The organism is Microbulbifer variabilis, from assembly GCF_052468405.1.
The window spans coordinates 23,825-45,772 of record NZ_CP174343.1; the positions used below are offsets into that span (position 1 = coordinate 23,825).

At 51.3% G+C, this 21,948-nt stretch carries 16 protein-coding genes; 5 read left to right on the top strand and 11 right to left on the bottom strand.

What is annotated here, in order from left to right:
• Positions 1-130: 130 nt before the first annotated feature.
• The 5 genes from rimI to ACJJJB_RS00450 all read right to left on the bottom strand — a co-directional run bounded on the left by rimI (position 131) and on the right by ACJJJB_RS00450 (position 4,280).
• Entirely contained in the window at positions 131-607 is a 477-nt protein-coding gene (gene rimI / locus ACJJJB_RS00430; RefSeq protein WP_020411861.1) for a ribosomal protein S18-alanine N-acetyltransferase, read from the bottom strand.
• A complete protein-coding gene (locus tag ACJJJB_RS00435) occupies positions 604-1,371 on the bottom strand; it encodes a hypothetical protein (protein ID WP_020411862.1) in 768 nt (255 codons plus the stop codon). Before ACJJJB_RS00435 ends, rimI begins: the two co-directional genes overlap by 4 nt.
• On the bottom strand, positions 1,372-2,907 hold the full coding sequence (locus tag ACJJJB_RS00440) for a 2-isopropylmalate synthase (RefSeq protein ID WP_444945726.1): 1,536 nt from the start codon (positions 2,905-2,907) through the stop codon (positions 1,372-1,374).
• 399 nt (positions 2,908-3,306) lie between these two features.
• Positions 3,307-3,804 (bottom strand): MarR family winged helix-turn-helix transcriptional regulator, encoded by a 498-nt coding sequence (locus tag ACJJJB_RS00445; protein WP_445365495.1) that lies wholly within the window; start codon positions 3,802-3,804, stop codon positions 3,307-3,309.
• On the bottom strand, positions 3,801-4,280 hold the full coding sequence (locus ACJJJB_RS00450) for a glutathione peroxidase (protein ID WP_020411865.1): 480 nt from the start codon (positions 4,278-4,280) through the stop codon (positions 3,801-3,803). The genes ACJJJB_RS00445 and ACJJJB_RS00450 overlap by 4 nt, the downstream gene beginning before the upstream one ends.
• Positions 4,281-4,450: 170 nt before the next feature.
• On the opposite strand from ACJJJB_RS00450, the gene ACJJJB_RS00455 reads away from it, so the two are divergent.
• Positions 4,451-6,382, top strand: coding sequence for a cytochrome c/FTR1 family iron permease (locus ACJJJB_RS00455; RefSeq protein ID WP_445365496.1), 1,932 nt, complete (start codon positions 4,451-4,453; stop codon positions 6,380-6,382).
• 255 nt (positions 6,383-6,637) lie between these two features.
• Here ACJJJB_RS00455 and ACJJJB_RS00460 read toward each other — a convergent pair whose 3' ends face one another.
• From ACJJJB_RS00460 to ACJJJB_RS00485, 6 genes are all read right to left on the bottom strand, one after another.
• Entirely contained in the window at positions 6,638-8,461 is a 1,824-nt protein-coding gene (locus tag ACJJJB_RS00460) for an MFS transporter (protein ID WP_445365497.1), read from the bottom strand.
• A gap of 168 nt (positions 8,462-8,629) precedes the next feature.
• Positions 8,630-9,070, bottom strand: coding sequence for a hypothetical protein (locus ACJJJB_RS00465; RefSeq protein ID WP_445365498.1), 441 nt, complete (start codon positions 9,068-9,070; stop codon positions 8,630-8,632).
• A gap of 23 nt (positions 9,071-9,093) precedes the next feature.
• Positions 9,094-9,432: a hypothetical protein gene (locus ACJJJB_RS00470; protein ID WP_020411870.1), complete on the bottom strand. Its 339-nt coding sequence runs from the start codon at positions 9,430-9,432 to the stop codon at positions 9,094-9,096.
• Positions 9,433-9,629: 197 nt separating this feature from the next.
• On the bottom strand, positions 9,630-11,516 hold the full coding sequence (locus tag ACJJJB_RS00475) for an MFS transporter (protein WP_444945722.1): 1,887 nt from the start codon (positions 11,514-11,516) through the stop codon (positions 9,630-9,632).
• 194 nt (positions 11,517-11,710) lie between these two features.
• Positions 11,711-13,780, bottom strand: coding sequence for a M13 family metallopeptidase (locus ACJJJB_RS00480; RefSeq protein ID WP_445365499.1), 2,070 nt, complete (start codon positions 13,778-13,780; stop codon positions 11,711-11,713).
• A 212-nt stretch (positions 13,781-13,992) separates the two neighbouring features.
• Entirely contained in the window at positions 13,993-15,222 is a 1,230-nt protein-coding gene (locus ACJJJB_RS00485) for a TonB family protein (RefSeq protein WP_445365500.1), read from the bottom strand.
• 342 nt (positions 15,223-15,564) lie between these two features.
• Here ACJJJB_RS00485 and ACJJJB_RS00490 point away from each other — a divergent pair, with 342 nt between their 5' ends.
• The 4 genes from ACJJJB_RS00490 to ACJJJB_RS00505 all read left to right on the top strand — a co-directional run bounded on the left by ACJJJB_RS00490 (position 15,565) and on the right by ACJJJB_RS00505 (position 21,936).
• A complete protein-coding gene (locus tag ACJJJB_RS00490) occupies positions 15,565-16,275 on the top strand; it encodes a cyclic nucleotide-binding domain-containing protein (RefSeq protein ID WP_020411874.1) in 711 nt (236 codons plus the stop codon).
• Between the two features lie 321 nt (positions 16,276-16,596).
• A complete protein-coding gene (locus tag ACJJJB_RS00495) occupies positions 16,597-17,793 on the top strand; it encodes an efflux RND transporter periplasmic adaptor subunit (RefSeq protein WP_445365501.1) in 1,197 nt (398 codons plus the stop codon).
• Entirely contained in the window at positions 17,790-20,942 is a 3,153-nt protein-coding gene (locus ACJJJB_RS00500) for an efflux RND transporter permease subunit (protein WP_353376964.1), read from the top strand. The genes ACJJJB_RS00495 and ACJJJB_RS00500 overlap by 4 nt, the downstream gene beginning before the upstream one ends.
• A 67-nt stretch (positions 20,943-21,009) precedes the next feature.
• A complete protein-coding gene (locus tag ACJJJB_RS00505) occupies positions 21,010-21,936 on the top strand; it encodes a phosphoribulokinase (RefSeq protein ID WP_282951678.1) in 927 nt (308 codons plus the stop codon).
• Positions 21,937-21,948 lie beyond the last annotated feature (12 nt).

The following is a 21,948-nucleotide window of genomic DNA, read 5'->3' on the forward strand; positions in this document are numbered from 1 at the left end:
ATCAGTGGGAACCTCGGTGATGCTGCCGCAAAAACTGATGGGTGGTGACGCTGTTTGGCAGGGCGCCCCCCTTGAAAGTCGCCCTCTAGGCGCAGTGAGAAAACGGTCCTTTCTGTCGTCAGTGGGTATTTTACGACCCGCTATCGTCCAGGGCGAGGCTCATGAGTACAGCATTCTCTCTGCTACCGTTTTCTGCGGGATAGTAATTCTTACGCAAGCCGTCTTCAGAAAAACCTAGTTTGCGGTAGAGCGAGAGTGCGGCGAGATTTGAACTGCGCACCTCAAGCAGTAGCCGCCGGATGTCATCGGGTAGCTCTGTGATTAACCCCTTGAGCAATCTCTCGGCGATGCCGTGCCGGCGCCAATTAGGAGCGACGGCTACATCGAGGATTTCCACCTCGTCGAATAGATGGCTGATGACACAGCAGGCGATCATTTCCCCTTCATTCTCAAGTAGCCAGCCTTGGTGTCCAGACTCAAGACTTTGTCGGTATTGGGTTTCATTCCACGGGTGGCTGTGAGCACTGCGTGCAAGCGCAGCGAGAGCTGCACAATCAGTTACTCCTGCCAGGCGTTTTCGTAACCCAACAGCTGCCGGCAAACTCATTTTGCCTCTGTCTCTGCCGGGTAAGTTACACGCAGTAATTGCCAGAGGTCGCGTTTGCGCTCGGGTTCCTGTAACAATAGGGACAGGCTTGGCATGCCGATGACACGGACCCCTTGCCAATTATTGACAGTTTCATCGAGTGGAATGGGAGTACAAAACTTCTGTGCTTCATCGCCCATCAGCCAAATAGACTTTACCGGGTGGCGGGCACAGGAAGCTTCTAGCCAGCTGGAAAAAGTATCTCGAGCTTCAGAGGCATCGGCTATCGGGCCAAAGCGGTTTTGTGCCAGAGGCCAGTGCAAGCGCTCCTGCTGACGCGATAACTGATGCCAGTTCATCGCTTGTACAATATTGCCAAACAGGGCATCCAGCGGTAGGGCGGCTCCGGGTTCATGGCTGTCCACAGCGAGAAGCTCTTCCCCGAGTCGCCAGCAATTGAGGACAAATGGCCGAACCTCCTGTCGGGGCGGCGCAACCTGCGTAATGACCGCAGGTTGCACTTGGGGTACGCCACCGGTAAGCGTTGCAATATCCGGCGGGCTAACAGCTGTGTCAGCCTGCTCTGGGGTAGAGACAATGTGCGCTACCGATTGAGGCAGAGGGTTGGCAGCGGGCTCTGCCTGTCGCAGTGGGGGTGGGGCAGCCTCTACAGCCGGTGGCAGCAGGGCTTGGCGAGGCTCCGGTGCGAGCGGCAATACGAAGCGCGGCGCATAGCTGGCGACACCAAGTACTGACAAATATTCCGCTCGCTGCAGTTCGTTCACTTACACGCCCTGTTTTTTACTCTCACTACTGGCGAGCAAGTTTAACGCATCCATATAGGCTTGTGCGGAGGCAATTAGAATATCGGTATCTGCCCCTACCCCGTTAACCAAACGGCCATCTTTTTCCAGGCGTACAGTCACTGATCCCTGGGAATCGGTTCCCTGGGTAACAGCATTCACGGAATAGAGTTTCAGGTCTGCACCGCTATCGACGATATGCTCAATGGCTTTAAACGTGGCATCTACGGGGCCGTCACCCTTAGCTTCTGTCTCGTGAGCTTTGCCATCAATTGACAGGCTGATAAAAGCCTGGGGGGCGCTGCCAATTTTGCTGCGTACATCCAGGTCGTTGAGCTGAAAGCGCTCCACAGGAGCTTCACTTTCAGCAACCAGGGAGTGTAAGTCTTCGTCGAAAATTTCGTGTTTCTTGTCAGCCAGTTCTTTAAAGCGCAGGAATACCTGATGGAATTCTTCGCTGTCTGAGAAATTGATGCCCAGTTCTTCGTAGCGGGCGCGCACGGCAGCACGACCGGAGTGTTTGCCTAAAACTAGGCGGTTCTGGCCCCAGCCCACATCCTCAGCACGCATGATTTCATAGGTTTCACGATGCTTGAGTACACCGTCCTGGTGAATGCCGGATTCGTGCGCGAAGGCATTGGCGCCGACGATAGCTTTGTTTGGCTGCACCGGGAAGCCGGTTACTGAGGAAACCATGCGTGAAGTGGGTACAATATGGCTGGTATCGATACCGGTTTCTACTGGGTAGAGATCCTGGCGGGTCTGCACAGCCATAACAATTTCTTCCAGGGAAGCATTGCCTGCGCGCTCTCCCAGACCGTTGATAGTGCACTCTACTTGACGTACCCCATTCATCACGGCGGATAGGGAGTTGGCTACTGCCAGGCCCAAGTCGTTGTGGCAATGGGTGGAGAAGATGGCTTTATCGGAATTGGGGACACTCTCGATAACCCGGCGGAACATGGCACCGTATTCTTCTGGTTCGCCGTAGCCGACAGTATCGGGAATATTGATGGTGCCAGCCCCGGCAGTGATTACCGCTTCAATAATGCGGTACATAAAATCGGGCTCGGAACGGCTACCGTCCTCCAGGGAGAATTCCACATCATCGGTAAACTGGCGTGCGGTTTTAACTGCGTTTACCGCTTGCTGCAACACGTCTTCCGGATCCATCTGTAGCTTGTACTTCATATGGATCGGAGAGGTGGCGATAAATGTGTGGATGCGGGAGGCGTTGGCTTTCTTTAAGGCTTCACCGGCACGCAGAATATCGGCGTTAACCGCCCGGGCCAAGCTACAAATCCGGGATTCGGTCACTGCTTCAGCGACTGCCTGCACGGCTTCGAAGTCCCCGGGGCTAGCGATTGCAAAACCGGCTTCTATAACGTCCACCCGCATGCGCTCCAGCATACGGGCAATACGTACCTTTTCCTCTTTGGTCATAGAGGCGCCGGGGCTCTGCTCACCATCGCGCAGAGTTGTATCAAAAATGACTAACTTATCTTTCTTTGTGCTCATTTTCGCTTGTTCTCCTTATTTGTTCCGAGGCTAAACAAGCGGCTCTGCTGCTGTCTATGCGCCGTCCAAATAAAGTTGGGAATTCTGTTGGGGGTGGGGGAGAGAAAAATTATATGCCGCGTAGCGGCAGTCGTAGCGAGGAAGCTAGGGCGAGATGATGCTGGCTAAATGTACAGATGTCAGTCTTCATGTCTGGCGATATCCGCGTCGGACTAGATTTCACACATTATGTATATTTTTCAACCTTGCAGTCAATGGTTATCCTAAATTTGCACTTTATTCTTTTTTTTGTGGTTTTTTCATCCTATTTTGTCTCGGTTTTCAATGAATTTTATTTAATAAATACATGTCCCCTCAAACTGTGAGGCCAATGAGGGGGCATAAATGGAGCAGTAGAGTCTATTTAGTAGGTGAACTGGCAGTCTCACTTCCCAGCTTATTCAGGAATTGCCAAAGGTCTCCGTGCAATTGCTCCACTTCAGACCGACTGATTGAAGACTGGTCAATGCGTTGTCGTACCCAGGCGCGGGCCCGGGGCTTAAGATCCAGAGCTACTTCGGTAGCCGATAGTAGGGTGACACGTTCATCCCAGGAGGCGCGGTATCTTTGGACCAGACCGCGCTGCTCCATGCGCTTTAATAGGGGGGTGAGTGTGCCCGAATCGAGCATGAGGCGCTGGCCAAGAGCTCCAAGGCTCCGATCTTTGTGGCTTTGATCCCCCTCCGCGGCCCACTCCCACAGAACCATCAATACCAGGTACTGGGGGTAGGTGATATCCAGGTCCTTCAGCATGGGCTGATATGCCCGGGTCATAGCTCGGGAGGCGGCGTAAAGGGCAAAGCAGAGCTGGCGATTGAGAGCCAGCTCTATGGAATCATCATCACAGACCACAGTCACAGCATCCGCTCAATTTCCGCCTGGAGGGATTCGGGAGTGTCCTTGGGAGCGTAGCGCTTTACCTGTTCGCCGTCCTTACTAATCAGAAACTTGGTGAAATTCCACTTGATTCCTTCGGTGCCAAGCAGCCCCGGTGCACGCTTTTTCAATTCTACAAACAGTGGATGTGCAGAGGGGCCATTTACGTCCAGCTTGGCGTAAACAGGGAAACTGACTCCAAAATTCAGCTCACAAAACTCCTGAATCTCTTCATCACTGCCTGGTTCCTGCTTGCCGAATTGGTTGCAAGGAAAACCGAGAACAGTCAGGCCGCGATCCTTGTACTCTTTGTAGAGGTTTTCCAGCCCACTGTACTGTTTGGTAAAGCCGCATTTACTAGCGGTATTGACTATCAGGATCACCTTGCCCTTAAAGTCTTCGAGAGTTGCAGTCTCACCAGCGGCAGTCTTGACGGGAATCGAGTAGAGGTCAGTCATGATCATCTCCTGTAATTTATATTGTACGCAATGTAATTGTGTGCAATATAAATTACAAGCTTATCTCTGAAGCAGTTAGTGTTCATGCGGACTTTGTTGTGAGAATGGTTATCAATTATATTATGCGCCATATTCTCAACATTGTTTGCAGCAACAGAAAAGGACTCTCCATGCGCCTTTCCCAATACCTGGCCCGCCTGTTTGTGGCGTTGTTGGCGATTACGATAATCCCCACCCAGGCCCAGCAGGCAGGCCTTTCCGAGCAGCAGCTGCGCCAGCTTATGCAGATGGCGGAATATATAGGTGTGGATTACCCGGAGGCGGTGGCCGACGGTGAGATCATTAACACGGATGAATATGCTGAGATGGAGGAGTTTGCCCAGTTGTTGATCGACCGTGGGCAACAGCTCGCGGATTCCGCAGAGGCTGTGACAATCCGCGCCGAAGCCAGGGCTTTACAGGAGGCGATTCAGCGCAAAGCAGCTATTGCCGAGGTCCAGGTGCATACGGCTAAATTGCGACAGGGATTACTGTCTATTGCGCCGGCGCTTTCTCTGCCTACCACGCTGCTCGATCTTAATGAAAGTCGTGCCCTCTATCAGGCTCAGTGTATCGCTTGCCATGGTGTGGAAGGTAAAGGGGATGGCCCTCTGGCGGCCCAGCTGGAACCTGCACCGACCGATTTCCACGAGCGCGAGCGGGCTGAGAATCGCTCGCTTCTTGGGCTCTATGATGCCATTAGCAATGGTATCGACGGTACTGCCATGACAGCATTCAAGAACCTCAACGAACAGCAGCGCTGGTCACTGGCTTTTTTCGTGGGGAGCCTGGCTTTTACAGGAGAAAGCGCTGACGCTGCAGAACCGAAGCTGAGCTTGCAGGATCTAGTGATGTACAGCCCACAGGTACTGCGAAGCGACCGTCCGGATTTTTCCCCCCAGTCAGTAGCGGCTCTGCGTGGAAATCCCAGCGCGCTGTTTAGCACTGCAATGGAAGAGGGGGACACCCCAATTGATGTCGCGCGTGTACAGTTGCAAAAATCCCTGCAAGCCTACCAGCAGGGCGACTTTGTCAGTGCCCGTACTCTGGCTATCAGCGCTTACCTGGATGGCTTTGAGATGGCTGAGAACTCGCTGGATTCACTGGATGTGCATCTGCGCCAGGCCACTGAGCGTGAACTGCTGGGTTTGCGTGCACAACTGAACGCAGACAGCGACCCACAACAGGTTGAAGATCAGGTTGAGGCGATTCTGCAGCAACTGGCTCAGGCGGAAGCACTGATGGAGGATAGCAATCTGTCCGGCGCCGCCTTGTTTATTGCCAGCTTGGTAATCCTACTGCGTGAAGGGCTGGAGGCCCTGCTGGTGGTAATTGCGCTGACAACAATTCTGGTGAAGACTGGACGCCGCGATGCCCTCAAATTTGTGCACTTGGGTTGGATTGGTGCATTTGCAGCTGGCTTTGCCACCTGGGTTGCGGCCCAAAGCGTTATCACCATCAGCGGTGCCAGCCGTGAGGTCATGGAAGGTGTCGCTGCGCTGTTGGCCGCAATGGTGCTCTTCTATGTAGGTTTCTGGATGCATAGTAAGACACAGGCGTCAGAGTGGCAGAAATATATTCAAGATAGTATCAATCGCAGCTTGAGTACTGGCGCCTTGTGGGGGATTGCCGGCTTAGCCTTCATTGCGGTTTATCGTGAAATTTTTGAAACTATTCTGTTCTATCAGTCGCTGTTGGCGCAGACTTCAGAAAGTCAGTACAACACACTCTGGGGAGGTATTGTCGCTGGTGTGGCCCTGCTCGCAGTAGTTGGCTTTGCCCTGATACGTTACTCAGTGAGCCTGCCGATTGGCAAGTTCTTCTCTGCGACCACTTATGTACTGCTGGCCCTGTCATTCGTGCTCGCAGGAAAAGCGGTGGCGGCGCTACAGGAAGCGGCCTGGATTGCTATTTCACCCCTTCCAGTACAATTCAGTATTGACTGGTTGGGAATTTACTCCACTTGGCAGGGGCTAGGTCTGCAGGCCACTATTCTTGTGGCCGCGTTATGGCTGATGAGAAAAGGCGGTGCTACTGCTGAAGCTGCGGGCAAAGCGGCTTAGATGTCAACGAGATACCCGTTCTTGTGGACGGGTATCACCTCCCCCTACTCCTCCTTCAAGTTTGCATTTGCTCTTGCAGAGTTTCCGCGTCAATTTTAAAAGCGGTCAAAGTCTTACCTGTCACGGCCAGAGTTCTGGGAAAGCTGGTTTTTTTCTTGTCTCTGGTTGTCGGGCCAGTGAGTTTGCAATATGGCTTTTGGGGAGCTAGGGGCATTACTGGCGCCGACGAACAATTGCTCAAGTACCCTTTGGAGATCATTGGTGAAAGGTTTTCGTATCTTCAGGAGTAATTGCTGCTCCAGCGGTGATATGAACTTTGGACAGAAGTTTCTGCCGCTTTTTACTCTTATTATTTCTGTGCGTATTGAGCCCCTGTAAAAAGATAGGAAAAAGGGGAGTAGTTATGCCGGACAGAACTCTGTCGATAGAGACCCGGTTATCTTGGGTATGATCTTTATCCGTTCCAGTACTGGGGAATAAGCAAACCAGATCACCATTGCCTAGCGCATTTTGGATGTCTCCAGATACTTTCTCTTCACCTTCGGTTATGTCATGGATGATGGGATTGGTGCCGTAATTCTTGAATATAAAGTGCAATACCGGTGCTTCATAGATAGACCTGGGCAACACAAAACGAATAGGGCGTGAAAACGTGTCCATTAATAGTAGAGGGGCAAGTTTCCCGTCAGGAGAGCAAGCCAATAGAGCCGCGCCCTTTTTGGGTATTTGATTGAGGTTTCCGTGTGTTGTGCGGACCAAAAGGCGAGATGAAAACCAGATTATCAGGTGCACAATAAATTCGGGTAATTTGCAAAAGAGGAAGGTTATGACTGCAATATTTAAAAGAGCGATGAGAATAAACAACTGTGGAATGGTGATTTTCAACACGTCCAAAAATACGATATTCAGCAGTGAGATAGCTACAATAAAGAAAGCGTTAAGTACGTTATTGAGAGATAAAACCTGAGCGCGAACCGTTTTTTCTGTTCGGTCCTGAATAATGGTATAGAGTGGAACGATAAAAATACCTCCAAAAATGCCCAGTAAAGCGGTGTATATCAGGATTGCATAGGCGCCATCGCTGCGGAGGTACTCTGCTACCGATGCCCCGGATAGTGTTTCAAACTGGGCGGCACTCCAACCCAACCCAAGACCGGCCAGTGTTATACCTAACGCACCGACAGGCACGATACCGAAGGTAATTCGTCCCCTGGAGAGACTCTCACACATCAGTGAGCCTACCGCGACCCCAATAGATAAACAGCATAAGATGAGGGTGATAACAGGTTCACTGGCGCCCAGTATATTTCTAGTGAAGCTGGGAATCTGGGCCAAATAGGCTGAGCTCACCAGCCAAAACCAAGAACAGGCAATAATTGCATAAAAAACAGATGGTGTTTTTATGGTCAGCCGTAAGATGCGCCAAGCCTGTGACAGGGGGTTCCAGCCGATATGTAGCTTGGAAGCCGATGATGGTGCTGTCGGGATCCAGCGACTAGTTAAGTAGCCAAATATTGCGACGATGACCATGATCCAGCCTATATCGAATAGACCAGGCTGTCCCGGTTTGGTATAGCCAGCCAGTAGAGAGCCGGCAATGGTACCGATAAGTACCCCGGCAAAGGAGCCCATTTGTGCAAGCCCGTTACCGCCCATTAACTCCTGGCGCTGCAAGTGCTGGGGTAAAATGGCATATTGCACTGGGCTGAAGATCGCTGTGTGTGCTGCCAGCAGGAAGAGCACAAGAAAGTCCAAGGTACGGCTGTTGTAAATCAGGGCATAGGCCCCGAGTATCACAATAAAAATCTCAGCCAGCTTCAATATTCTGATGATTACGCTTTTGTCATACTTGTCGGCCAACTGCCCGGCGGTAATGGAAAATAAGAAGTAGGGCAATATATAGAAGCCGGTAGCCAGGTTGATCAGTGCGTTGGCCTGACCTTCTGATAGGCGGAATGCCAACATTACCAGGAGAGCATTTTTGAATATATTGTCATTGAATGCCGCGGTAGTCAGCGACAGAAATAATGGCAGGAATCGGCGTCTACACAGCAGTTTGAATTGATTGTGCTGAGCCATTGATGCTCGCTTCATAGAATTATTAGCGCTGGATATTGCCGAGAGGCTCTAAGTATCTAGGGCATCAGTAAACGCAGCCTCGCCGCCCAATAGTGTGGAAATATCAAGATGCTAGTTATAAGAATGCTAGCAGGTTGTGGCAGTCATATTTGCCTGGCTTGTTTCAAGCTAGAAATACTTTTTCCATAGGTAAGAAAACTGTCGCTCAATACTCGCTTTATTTACACTGGCGTCATTAATAGGCTTATCAGCGAGGAGATAAAGCCGTCTAAACAGATGATGATGTTCATTATTGCCCTGTGTATCTTGAATTGAACCTGATTGCGTCTTTCCTGTTAAAAGTAGCGGAATGACTGGAAGTTCACTGTGCGCAAGGATCTTCCCCATCCGTCTATCCCAAGTACGTTCACCAACTTCTAGCTCAGGAAAAATACACAGTAGCTCGCCCTGACCGATGGCCCGCTCCAGTTCGGCACGAGTGGTCTTTGTGAAGTCCCCTGTGGATAAGTCATACCAAATAGGAGAGGGGCCGCCATGTTTCAGTGTGAATCGCAGAAGTGCCGATACTTCTTGGCAGTATAAAGCGGGCTTGTCGAGGCACCGTGTCATAAATAATCAGTGGAGCCAGTTGATCAAATGGGCTGCAGAATTTTACTGCCAATAAAGAGGGCGGCCGCACCCAGTAGAACTATAGGAATCTCTATCAGTTTGATGATTCGCAGCATACGGCTTTTATCTACCCTATCTGCCAATTGCCCTGCGGTAACTAAAAATAGGAAGAACGGGAGTAAGTAAAAACCGGTGGCGAAGTTGATCAGGGCATTGGCTTCTGACTTTGCCAGCTGGAATGCCAGTATGACCAGTAGAGCATTCCGGAATAAATCATCGTTGAAAAAGGTGGTGACGAGAGATAAAAAGAGTGGCAGAAAGCGACGTTTGCCCAGCAGTTTAAATTGATTTTCTCTGGCCATCGCCGCTTATTCTGGGAATAGGATTGTGCAGAGTCGTATAAATAACTGACAGCCATACTCTAGGCACATTCTGTACAATAAGTGGAGCGTCAGAGCGGAGCTAGGTGGGGAAAGGTTAGCGTTTGGGAGACTGTGGCTCAGTATCGTAACAATGAACTGGGGCTGAGCATGCAGGTCAGCCCCGGGAATAAGGGCTTTTAGCGCTGTTCGCCGCGCAATTCTAAAACTTCATCGTGGAGTATTTCTGCCTTGGCCTCGGGGGGCTCAATTGGACTACCGGCAACTACGCTCACTTTGGACCAGAAGCGCCGGGGCCAGGTGGAAAAAGCGTGCCCATCCTTGTGGCTGAAAAAACTGCCCCACAAGCCCCTTAGCGCCATAGGAATTACCGGCACCGGGGTTCGCGCCAATATTTTTTCAATACCGGCTTTAAACGGTTGTATTTCTCCATCCTTTGTCAGTTGTCCCTCGGGGAAAATACATAGTAGATCGCCATTCTTCAGCCCCTGTTCAATTTCCTGGAAAGCTTTTTCGTAACCCTCTGGGTCCTTCGCCTTGGAGCAGATGGGAATGGCGCGCCCGGTTCGGAAAATAAAATGCAAGACCGGAATTTGGTAAATGGGCTTGTACATGATGAAGCGAATCGGGCGTCGCACGGCGCCGGCCAATAGTAAAGCATCGACATAACTGACATGGTTGCACACAATTAGTGCCGGACCATTTGCGGGTATCTGTTCCAACCCTTCGTGCTTTACCCGGTACATCGTATGGGAAAGCATCCAGATCAGTAAGCGCATGGCAAACTCGGGCACCTTGGTAAATACGAAGGTGGCCACAGCGGCATTCATCAAGGCAATTACCAGAAAGAACTGTGGAATGGTGACTTCCAGGATATTCAGGAAGAACAGGCCGAGCAAGGCGGAGACCACCATAAACAGCGCGTTGAGGATATTGTTGACGGAGATAATTTGTGCGCGAATTTTTGGGGCTGAACGGTCTTGCATCATCGCGTAAAGAGGTACTATGTAGAGTCCCCCGCAGATACCGATCAGAACCAGACAGGTGAGGATTGGGTAAGCTCCGTCACTGCTGAGGAAAGCGCCCAGGCTTGCCTGCTGTAATTCGACAAAATTGCTGCCGAAAACAGATAGGGCAATACCGGTAACAGTAAGGCCGGCGGCCCCAAGGGGAACCAGGCCCAGTTCAATATTTCCATCCGACAAGCGCTCACATAGCAGTGAACCCAGGGCTATGCCAATGGTAAAGGTACATAACAGCAGTGTGACGAGGGATTCGTCACCGCCGAGAACATTTTTGGTAAAGCTGGGAATCTGTGTCAAGTAGGCTGCACCCATTAACCAGAACCAGGAAATACCAATAATTGCGTAGAAAATGGATGGGGTTTTGGAAGTCTGAACCAGGATGTTTTCTGTTTGGGTAAAAGGGTTTGGGTTGACGCGTAGGTTTGGCGCTGGTGCTGGAGCCAGTGGAATACTGCGACTAGTCAGATATCCCAGGACTGCCGCCCCCATAATCACCAGGCTTAGGTAGAAGAGGCCGTTTTCTCCCTGGCCGGTTATCCCTGCCAGCAGGCCTCCGACGATGGTCCCGGTAAGGATGCCGACAAAGGTTCCCATCTCTACCAATGCATTGCCGCCAACCAGCTCAGAGCGCTTCAGGTGTTGCGGCAGGATGGCATATTTAACTGGGCCGAAGAAAGCGGACTGTATACCAAGCAAGAAGAGCACGGCGAGACAGAATACATTATTTCCACTGTAAAGTGCGGTGACGCCAAGTGCCCCAATACAGATTTCCCCGAGCTTGATAAGCCTGATCAGACGGCTTTTATCGTACTTGTCGGCCAGTTGCCCGGCGGAGGCGGAAAAGAGAAAGAAAGGCAGGATGAACAGGCCCGCAGCCACATTAATCAGGGCATTTGCCTCGCTCTCTACCAGGCGGAAAGCAATCATCACGATCAGTGCATTTTTATAAACATTATCGTTAAAGGCACCGAGAAACTGGGTGAGGAAGAAAGGCAGAAAACGGCGGCTGCTTAGCAGCTGGAATTGGGTGCGATGGGCCATGAATAATCTCTTTCCAGTAAGCACCTTACCTATGTTACGCCATAGCGGCTACAAGTTGTCTAGGCTGTAGTGGCAATGAAATATGCGAAATTGGCTCGGGGCAGTGAATAGTGCAGAGAGGGGCAGGAGGAGAGATATCGCTGGGATAAGGATGACCGGCCGCTGGCGGCGGCCGGTCTTGAGAGGAAAGTCCGTTACCAGATTTTCACCCGCTCTTCCTCAGGCAGATACATGCCGTCACCCTCTTTTACATCGAACGCCTCGTAGAAAGCTTCAATGTTGGGCAATACGCCTTGGACTCGGTATTCGGCGGGAGAATGGGTATCTGTCTTCATACGACCGCTAAGCGCTTTATCGCGCATTTTACTGCGCCAAACCTGGGCCCAGCCCATAAATACACGCTGATCGCCAGTGAAGCCATCAATCACCGCAGCCTCTTTGCCATTGAGGGACATTTTGTAGGCTTTGTAAGCGATGCCCAGGCCGGAAAGATCACCGATATTCTCACCCAGGGTCAGCTCGCCATTGATATGTTCGCCTTCCAGCGGTTCGAAAGCGTTGTATTGGGAGACCAGCTTGCTGGTGAGGCTTTCAAAGTTGCTTCGGTCTGAGTCTGTCCACCAGTTGTTCAGATAGCCCTTGCCGTCGAACTTGCTGCCTTTGTCGTCGAAGCCGTGACCAATTTCATGGCCGATCACTCCACCAATACCACCATAATTCACCGCGTCGTCCGCATTTACATTGAAGAAAGGTGGTTGCAGGATAGCGGCCGGGAAAACAATCTCGTTCATCGCCGGGTTGTAGTAGGCATTAACGGTCTGTGGGCTCATGCCCCATTCGCTGCGATCGATAGGTTTACCCAGCTTGTCACGCTCGAAGTTGGCTTCAAACAAGTTGGCGGCCAGCACGTTACCTACCAGGTTATTGGCATCCACCTGAAGGGCGGAGTAGTCGCGCCACTTATCGGGATAGCCGATTTTTGTGGTGAAGTTATCCAGCTTAAACAGCGCCTGCTTGCGGGTATCCTCCCCCATCCACTCCAGAGACTGTATGGATTCACGGTAGGCCGCTTTCAGGTTATCCACCAGAATGACCATGCGCTCCTTGGCCTCTGGCGGGAAGTGCTTTTCTACGTAGCGCTTGCCGACAAGCTCACCCACCGCGCCGTTGACGAACTGTACTCCGCGCTTCCAGCGGGGCTCCATTTGCTCTACACCGTGAATAGTGGTGCTATAAAAGTCAAAATGGGCCTGTGCCAGTTCACTGTGCATATAGGGCGCCATAGCGGATAGGACTTTGACCTTTAGATAGCGCTTCCAGGTGGCCATATCGGTATCGGTGATAATCTGGTTGGCCGCTTCCAGGTATTCGGGCTGGCCGACGATGAAGCTGTCAGCCTTACCCAGCTTGGCCTTGGCCAGATAGCTGTCCCAGTCTACCGCCGGCATCAGCTTCTTTAGCTCCGCAACAGATTTTTTGTTGTAGTACTTCTCGGGGTCTCGGTTATCCAGACGGCTGCGCTGGTGCTTAGCTAAGCTCTCTTCCAGTTTGAAGATCTTGTCAGAGAAAGCTTTGGCATTGTCGAGCCCAGCCAACTCCTGGATTTGTGCCAAGTACTCTTTATATGCTTTGCGCAGTTTCTTGCTCTTCTCGGTATCCTCGAAATAGTAATCTCGATCCGGCAGTCCCAGACCCGCCTGCCAGAGGAAAGTTATGTAATTTTCAACCTGCTTCAGGTCCTGATAGATAGTACCGCCGAAAGGAACGTTGTAGCCGGCGGTATCTGCATAAGCGAAGAAGTCAGTTAGGTCTTTACGGGACTTGATAGCGTCTACCTTGGTGAGTTCACCGGAAACGGCAGACAAGCCCTTTTTCTCAATCAGCTTCTCATTCATAAAGCTGTTGTAGAGGTCACCAATTTGTTTAGCGCCATCGCTTTTGGCGCCCTTGCCCGCTTCCATAATGAGGGCTTTTACCTGCTCGGTGCTCTGGTCCCGCAGGATTGAGAAGCCACCCCAGCGGGATTTGTCAGCGGGGATTTCGGTGTTTTCCAGCCAGGTACCGTTTACATAGGCAAAGAAGTCATCCTGTGGACGTACGTTAGTATCCATGGCGCTGAGATCAATGCCTGAGGAGAGCTGCTCCTGCTGGCTAGCGGCTTTATGATGGCCAGAATTGCCGTGATCGTGTGCCTGGGCTGTTATTGATAGTTGGGTGCCGGTAAGGATGCCCGCGATAGCGACTGGTAATAATAATTTTTTCATTTTTGCTCTATTGGCTAAATTTTCATCGGTCAAAACAGCCGCATATGGTAAGAGGTGACCTCAGGCCAGGACAAGGGGAACTGCGTTCAGAGGGAGATTGGTCGCGATAGACTGCGGAGGGAGCAAGTAAAAAGAATGGGATGAGGGCGGTAAAAGTATCAGTTTGAGCCAGTAATAAGGCCCCATAAGCTGGGACCTTATTGGGATGGGACTTAGTCTGGTAAGTTAAAGGTAATTGGCAGTGAGAAGCTAAAGCCATCGCTCCCGAGCTGTGTGGGCACAGAGGGGTAGGGGGCTGCCCGCTCAACAGCAGCACGGGCTTCGCGATTGAGAATACTGTAGCGAGAGTCCTGTACAGTCTGAATTTCCTGGATATCACCAGCAGAATCAATTACCACATGCAAGCGTACACTGCCTTCCTGGCCGCGTTCCTGGGCGCGTTTGGGGTAACGAATATGGCTGAAAGTATGGCGCAATAGGGTGGAATGGAATATCTGACGGGCGAGAATCATATCTGCGGTGAGAGGGGCTTCTTCTTCCTCCTCAAGCATTTCCGCAGTGTCGGCGGAGGACTCCATGGCGTCAGTGGCAGCCAGTTGGTTGGCCTCTGCGCTGTCTACACCTGCGAGTTGGTGCGGTTCACCTGCTGACTGCAGGAGTTGGTCTGTTGTCTCAGCTCCGGCCGCGCTCTCTACCAAGTCTATGACTTCAATAGTCTCGGCAGCCGCGGGTGTTAGGGTCATTGTTGGGGGGGCGAGTTCGACTGCGGCCAGAGTCGGTTTGGGTAATACCTCCTCTTTTTCCGGCTCCTGGGCAGCCGCTAGGGCTTCTTCCTGGCTGATTTGCTTCAGCTGCAATTCGGCGATGCGTTCACTGCTGGGCTCGAGTGCTTCAAAGGAAGTGAGTAGGCCACTGGGAATATTTCCCGCAGCGAGCAGACCATCGCGGAAATCTGTGGATGGCGGTACAGGACCAACCCAGGCACGCATCAGGGTATCAAAGAAATCGGGATCATTGATCTCGCCCAGAGTAATGCCGTTTAAGGCTACGGTGGTGATGCCGGTATCTGCGGCAAAATCAATGGTCAACTGGTCCCCGCGTAAAAAGCGCCCCTTAAACAGATTGGCAAATGTCACCATGGTTTCAGCCTGGCTGCTCAAGGTATCGCCGCGGTTGTTAATGGCGATGCCTTCCATCCACTGGTTGCGGAATCGGCGTGCGGGAAGGCTACTGGCTAGTACACGCACCTCGAGCCGTCGTGGCAATTCACTATTAAGTAGCCCGGCGGAGTCACCGCTGAGATTTTCAGAATAGATGGCGGCGATGTAGAGCTCTTTGTTGAATTGCTTTTCGAGCGCGAGGCCGTTTAGGAGTGGTGCAGCTTTTGCAGATACAGCAAGTGTAAACACCAAAAGTGAGAAGACAATTTTTATCGATTTCATTGTTCTACGGTGTCTGATTACCCGGATTAAGAGGTTCCGGTAATTAAGAAGTTGGGGCCCCTCCCCAGTGCACACAAGTCAGATGAAAAAGTGCGCATTCAAAGTGTGAGCGAGCACACTGTACTCACCACTTCGTCTAACTCTACTGCAACTGCAATGGAGTTCAAGCCTAGAGCGGTTAGAATGTCCTCCTACAGGTGATTGGGCGATCACAGCGGGAAACGATTGTCACAAGTCAGGATGGGTGTTGCAGACTGTTATCGTTTAGAATCGCGCTTTATAAAGTCGCTTTGGCCACAGTTTCCAAAAAAATGGAATAGTTTTCACTAATTTGTCGTACGCATGGAAATTAAACCTCTTATCGATTACCCGCGGGATGCCGTGGATCGGCTGCTCAATGTCATTCATCTCTTTCGTGATATTCGCGCAGCCAGTGAATGGCAGTACGATGTACTGTTGAAGCGATCCAGGCTGGTAAGCCTGGAGCCGGGAGAGCAACTGTTGCGCGCCGGTGATGTGGATCAATGGGTCTATTTCCTGTTGCGTGGTGAGTTGCAGGTACAGATGGAAAATACCGGTAATGGTTTGGGGGTGTCCCCGGAGCGTACCTTGGCAGTTATTCGGCCGGGAGAATTATTTGGCGATTTGTCGATGTTGCTGGCGGAGCCGCGCAGTGCCAATGTATTTGCCGCGCGTCATAGCCGTGAGACTCAGGTACTAGGCCTCGATTGTACTTTGTTTGGTGATCTGGAAGACCTCTCCCTATTGCAGTTACCGGCTAAGCTGATTTTTTATCGCAACATGGTGCATTCACTGCGTTGGAAACTAGAGGTTTACCGCTCCAAGTATCCGGGCCACCAGTTGGCGGATAGCCACCGCAGGCTGAAACTTTATACTGGTCCCAAGAACAGTCGCGAGGAACTCCTTGCCCTTGCGGAGCAGGCTCGTGCATTGGCGCAAATACTGCTCGATTGGAATGCGGAGTTTGGTTCTGGCGAGTTGGTCGATGATGAATCTGATATGCTCGGCTTCCTCGAATCCATGCTCTCATGAGTATCAAACCAATTTAATCTTTAAGAGGGTTGAGCTGCTGTCGTGGCCCTAGGTAGTTAGTCAGAATTTGGCAGTGGCCAGCCTTCCCTCCTCTTTAGGTTAAATTCCCGGTTAAAACCAACGCTGTGATTAGGCTCCCCATATACTCAGAGTCTCTCAGACCTCTGTGGATGTAATCGGCCCTGTCGTCACGTCAGTTGGTCTATTTCCAGCAAAATTCAATTTTGGAATATGGCCGTGCTGTGTAAAATTTGGCCTGCTTAAGCCCCTGCTCCATTGAAGCGGGGCCTGTTTACCTTTGTTCAACAGGTTTTTATAGCTATGAGTTTATTGGCATCCATCTGGTCTAACCGCAATTACCGCATGGCAATGTTCATCAGCCTGTTGGCATTTGCCTGGCTGTTCAGCGGCGAATTGCGTTCGGGTGATCCTGTTGAGGAAGAGGAGAAAGCGGCGGCAGGTATAAAGCCTGAGGCGACTATGCGCGTCCAGGCCCAGCGTATCGAGGCACAGTCCTATGCAACCCAGGCACTGGTAAATGGGCACACAGAAGCTAACCGCAGTGTACGCCTGCGTGCGGAACTGGATGGGATCATTACCAATCTGCCTGTGCCCGAGGGCAGTTCTGTGCAACGCGGAGAGGTGATCTGCGAAATTGAAGCGGAGGATCGTCTGGATAAATTGGTGCTAGCGGAGGCAGCCCAGCGCAAGGCTGAGTTGGATTATGCCGGTGCCTTGCGCTTGAAAAAGAAGGGGTTGCAATCGGATACCGCCATGGCTGCTCAGCAGGTGGCATTGGCCCAGGCGCAAGCGGACTACATCCAAGCCAAGGTTATGGTTGATAACTTAAAAATCCGTGCCCCTTTTGACGGCGTTGTTAACAGCCGGGCTGTAGAGTTGGGAGACTTTATTCGCCGCGGTGAAGAGTGTGCCACTCTGTTGGATCTGGACCCGCTCCTGATAGTCGGAGAAGTATCGGAAAACCAAGTAGGCCACCTAATTCCAGGGGGACCAGCCAGCGCGCAATTACAGCGTGGAATACCGGTGCAAGGTAAGGTCCGTTATATCAGCCAACAGGCCCAGGAGATTACCCGTGCCTACCGGGTCGAGGTTGCAGTTAATAATCCTGATAATGCTCTACGGGGTGGCTTGAGTGGTCGCCTAGCCCTGCCTACCGGTGAAATCCTGGCACATTATATCAATTCCTCGCTATTGACCCTGGATGATCGGGGTGAACTGGGGGTGCGTATCCTCGATGAAAATAATCAGGTCAACTTTATTAATGTCACCCTGGTGGGCGATGGGGATGGTGGTGTCTGGGTTAGTGGTCTACCGGACAAGGTCACATTAATTACTGTAGGCCAGGAATATGTCAGTACTGGGGATATTGTCCGTGTGGAAATGATTGCACCCGAGCGGACTTTTGAAAGTCTTTCCCAGCCTGCAAATACTAACTCCGAGCCTATTTTAATACCTGCCTCGAACCAGCGCCCAATAGTAGAAGGTGACCAGCAATGAAGTTGTTGGAAGGCGCGATTGAGAGAAATCGCAGTACGCTTTGCTTGATGCTGCTGATTGTCCTGGTGGGGCTGGTGGCACGCGGAGCAATGACGATCGAATCCAGCCCCGAAGTAAATCCACCCTTTGTTATGGTGCAGGTAACCCATGAGGGAATCTCGCCGGAGGATGGAGTTCGACTGTTAGTGCGCCCAATGGAGCAGGAAATCCGTGCAGTCGAGGGCGTTGTCGAAGTGATTGCCGTCGCGCGGGAATCGCTCGCCTATATAGTGGTGGAATTTGATTCCGCAATCGACGTCGATGATGCCGTGGACGATATCCGCAATGCTGTTGAGAGAGCCAGGGCCGAATTACCCAGGGATGCGGAGGAGCCGACAGTTGAAGAGGCTTCAGCACAGCCATTCCCCACAATAGTAGTTACTCTTTCTGGAGAAAAGGTCAGTGAGCGGGTTTTACTCGACAGTGCACAACGGCTAAAACGCAAAATTGAAAATCTCAGTGATGTGCTGAGTGCAGACCTGCATGGAAACCGTGAAGAAGTTGTTGAAGCAATTATCGACCCGGTGCGCCTGGAGCATTACCAGGTAACCAGTAACCAGCTGATTAATGCGGTACTGGGTAATAATCTGCTGATTCCCGCCGGCGAACTGGATACCAAGCGCGGTCGTTTTTCAGTAAAAGTTCCAGGTTTGATAGAAACTGCCCAGGATGTTTATGAGATCCCCTTAAAAAACTCCCCCGATGGGGTCATTACCCTGGGAGACGTTACCGATATCCGCCGTACCTTCAAAGATGCCGTTAGTTATACAAGCATTAATGGCCGCCCCGGTCTCGCAATTAATGTCGAGAAACGTAACGATGCCAGCTCCGTAAATGTGGCTGACAGTGTCAGGCAGGTTGTACAGGAAGAGCTGGATATGCTGCCCAGGGGGGTGGAAGTGGAATTTGTCTTCGACCAGTCCAACTTTGCGCGGGATATGGTCAGTGAAATGCAGGGCAATATTCTCACAGCCATGCTGCTGGTGATGATTATTGTGGTCGCCGCACTTGGTTTCCGCTCGGGTATCCTCGTGGGTCTGGGCGTACCTTTTTCATTGCTATTTGGTTCCATTGTTACCTGGTATTTGGGTTACTCCTTCAACTTTATGGTGATGTTCGGCATGTTGCTGGCGCTCGGGATGTTGATTGATGGTTCCATTGTGATCACCGAGTTTGCCGATCGCAAAATGGCTGAGGGGTTGAGCGCACGCAATGCCTATATCGCCTCAGTCAGCCGCATGTTTTGGCCGGTGGTCGCCTCTACCGCGACAACGCTCGCCGCTTTTTTGCCGATTATGCTTTGGCCTGGAGTTGTCGGGGAGTTTATGCGTTATTTGCCGGTGACTGTATTTGCAGTTCTGGCGGGTTCGCTGTTGTACGCGCTCTTTTTTGCCCCGGTGCTGGGCTCCCTGTTTGGCAAGAGTAATCTGACTGCATCCACTCGAAATCACCTCAAGCAACTGGAGGAGGGAGAGCCGACCCTGCTGCCGGGCATTACCGGATATTACACACGCCTGCTGGCGTTTGTACTGCGTCGCCCCGCCGCAGCATTTGCAACCACGATAGTGATACTTGTGGCGATCTTTATGGCCTTTGGCCGTTACGGTGCTGGGGTGGAGTTTTTTACGGAAACTGAAGAGCAATATGGCAATGTAGAAATTCGGGCTCAGGGCAACTTATCTATGGCGGAAAAGAAAGTACTTGTAGCCCAGGTAGAAAAGGCTGTGTTAGGCGTACCGGAAGTTCGCGTTGCTCACAGTACTATTGGCTCTGGAGGAATATCCGGTAATTCCGATAGGGCACCGGATCAAATAGCCAATATGCTGGTAGAGCTGTTACCGGCAGAAGAGCGGGCAAGGCGCAGCCGGGAAGTATTTGAAGATATTCGTGCACGCACTGCCAACTTTGCCGGAATTAAGGTGACGGCCAATGTTATGGAGGGAGGGCCGCCGGTTGGTAAGGATATTGTCTTGGAGTTACGAGGGCAGGATTATGAAAAACTCCTGGCGGAGACTTGGCGATTGCACCGGGCGATGGAGGATGAATTCACAGGCCTGCGGGATGTTGTGAATACAGCCCCACTTCCCGGTATTCAGTGGGAGGTGCAAGTGGACCGAGCCAAAGCTGCCCTGTATGGAGCGGATCTCACTGAAGTAGGGCGCGCAGTACAATTGGTGACAAATGGTGTGCGCGTGGCCGAATACCGTCCCGATGACACTGATGAAGAGGTGGATATTCGTATTCGCTACCCAAGGAGCGCCCGTGGAATTACTGCATTGGAGCAGCTGAAGGTAAATACGGCCCGAGGTACAGTGCCGATCAGTAGCTTTGTACACACAGAGGCCATGCCCAAGGTTGATAAAATAGAGAGGATTGATGGAATAACCCGTATGCAGATTAAGGCGGACGCCCAGGAGGGAGTATTACCGGATGATAAGGTAAAAGAAATCCGGGCCTGGCTGGAAAAAAATCCGGTGGATCCGAGTATTGAATTACTGTTTCGTGGTGCAGATGAAGAGCAGAGTGAGTCTTTCCAGTTTTTAGGCGTTGCTTTCCTACTTTCACTATTCCTCATGTTTATCTTATTGGTGACCCAGTTCAACAGCTTTTATCAGTCATTGCTGATTCTATCCTCGGTAATTATGTCTACCATTGGCGTCATGCTCGGCCTGCTGGTAACCCAAAGTACTTTTAGCGTCATTATGACTGGAGTTGGCATCGTTGCTCTGGCGGGAATTGTGGTCAACAACAATATCGTACTTATTGATACTTACAATTTTGTGCGTAAGAGTGAACCGGGACTCACACCAGCCCAGGCTGCGCTAAAGGCCTCTACCCAGAGGCTGCGCCCGGTGTTTCTTACTACGGCCACAACTATTCTTGGGTTATTACCACTGGCTTTGGGGGTGAGTGTGGATATGGTTGGCAGGAATGTGGTGGTTGATGGAGTGATAGCCTCCTTCTGGGTCAAACTTGCCAGTGCTATTGTGTATGGTCTTTCTTTTTCCACATTACTAACGCTTCTGGTCACTCCGGTGATGCTGGTGCTACCGGGACATCTACGTGGAAAGCGATTTGGGACCGGGTTGGGCAAAATTCGCTGGAGTTAGCTTTATATAGTCTTATGATCACTAATTGCGGGGGCCATGGCCCCCGTTTTCTTTGTAGGAAATAAAAATGCTAAAAACCTGGCCCGAAAGTATTGTGGAGCGCAGCCGCTATCTTGTCGGGACAAACTTGCGCTCCAGTATCGTGGACTTTATTTCGCAGCATCAGTTGCCAGCGGAGTTTCACTCAGAGGTACTTCAATATTATTTGCCGCTGGCATTGTGGTTGCAGGAGTGTCATGCACCAGGAAAAACGCTGGTAGTGGGTATTAGCGGTGGCCAGGGCACTGGTAAGTCCACACTGACAGACTTTATTCGTTGCGTTTTGTCAGAGTTTGGACTCGATTGTTGTGCACTCTCCCTGGATGATATTTACCTGACCCGCGCAGAGCGACGACAACTTGCACAGGATGTTCACCCCCTTTTGCAAACTAGGGGAGTACCGGGCACTCATGACGTTCAAATGGGGATTGATATCCTTGAGGCTCTGTGTCATGCCAGCAGTCAAACGACTATAGCTCTCCCCCGTTTTGACAAAACTGTTGATGAGAGGGCGCCTCATGATCGGTGGCCGATACACAATGGGAAGGTGGATATAGTTCTGTTTGAGGGCTGGTGCCTTGGAGCTCGGCCAATGGTTAGAGCAAATTACCCATTAAACCTTCTGGAAAAGACAGAGGATCAAGCTGGTATCTGGAGGAATTACGTCAACCAACAGCTCAAAGATCATTACCAACAGCTTTTCGATAAAGTAGAAGTTATGGTATTGCTAAAGGCGCCAGATATGAGTTCTATTCTTGAGTGGCGAAAACTGCAGGAGCAAAAGCTACGTGAGCGGACTGGTATGGGGATGCGAGAAGAAGAGTTGGAGCGATTTGTTCAGCATTATGAAAGAGTAACTCGAAACATCCTGATGGATATGCCTAACTGGGCGAACTGTGTTTTGCAATTAGGTAGGGACCATCGAATTAAGAAAGTCAGACTCAGGCCAGAATGAGAGAATTACGCG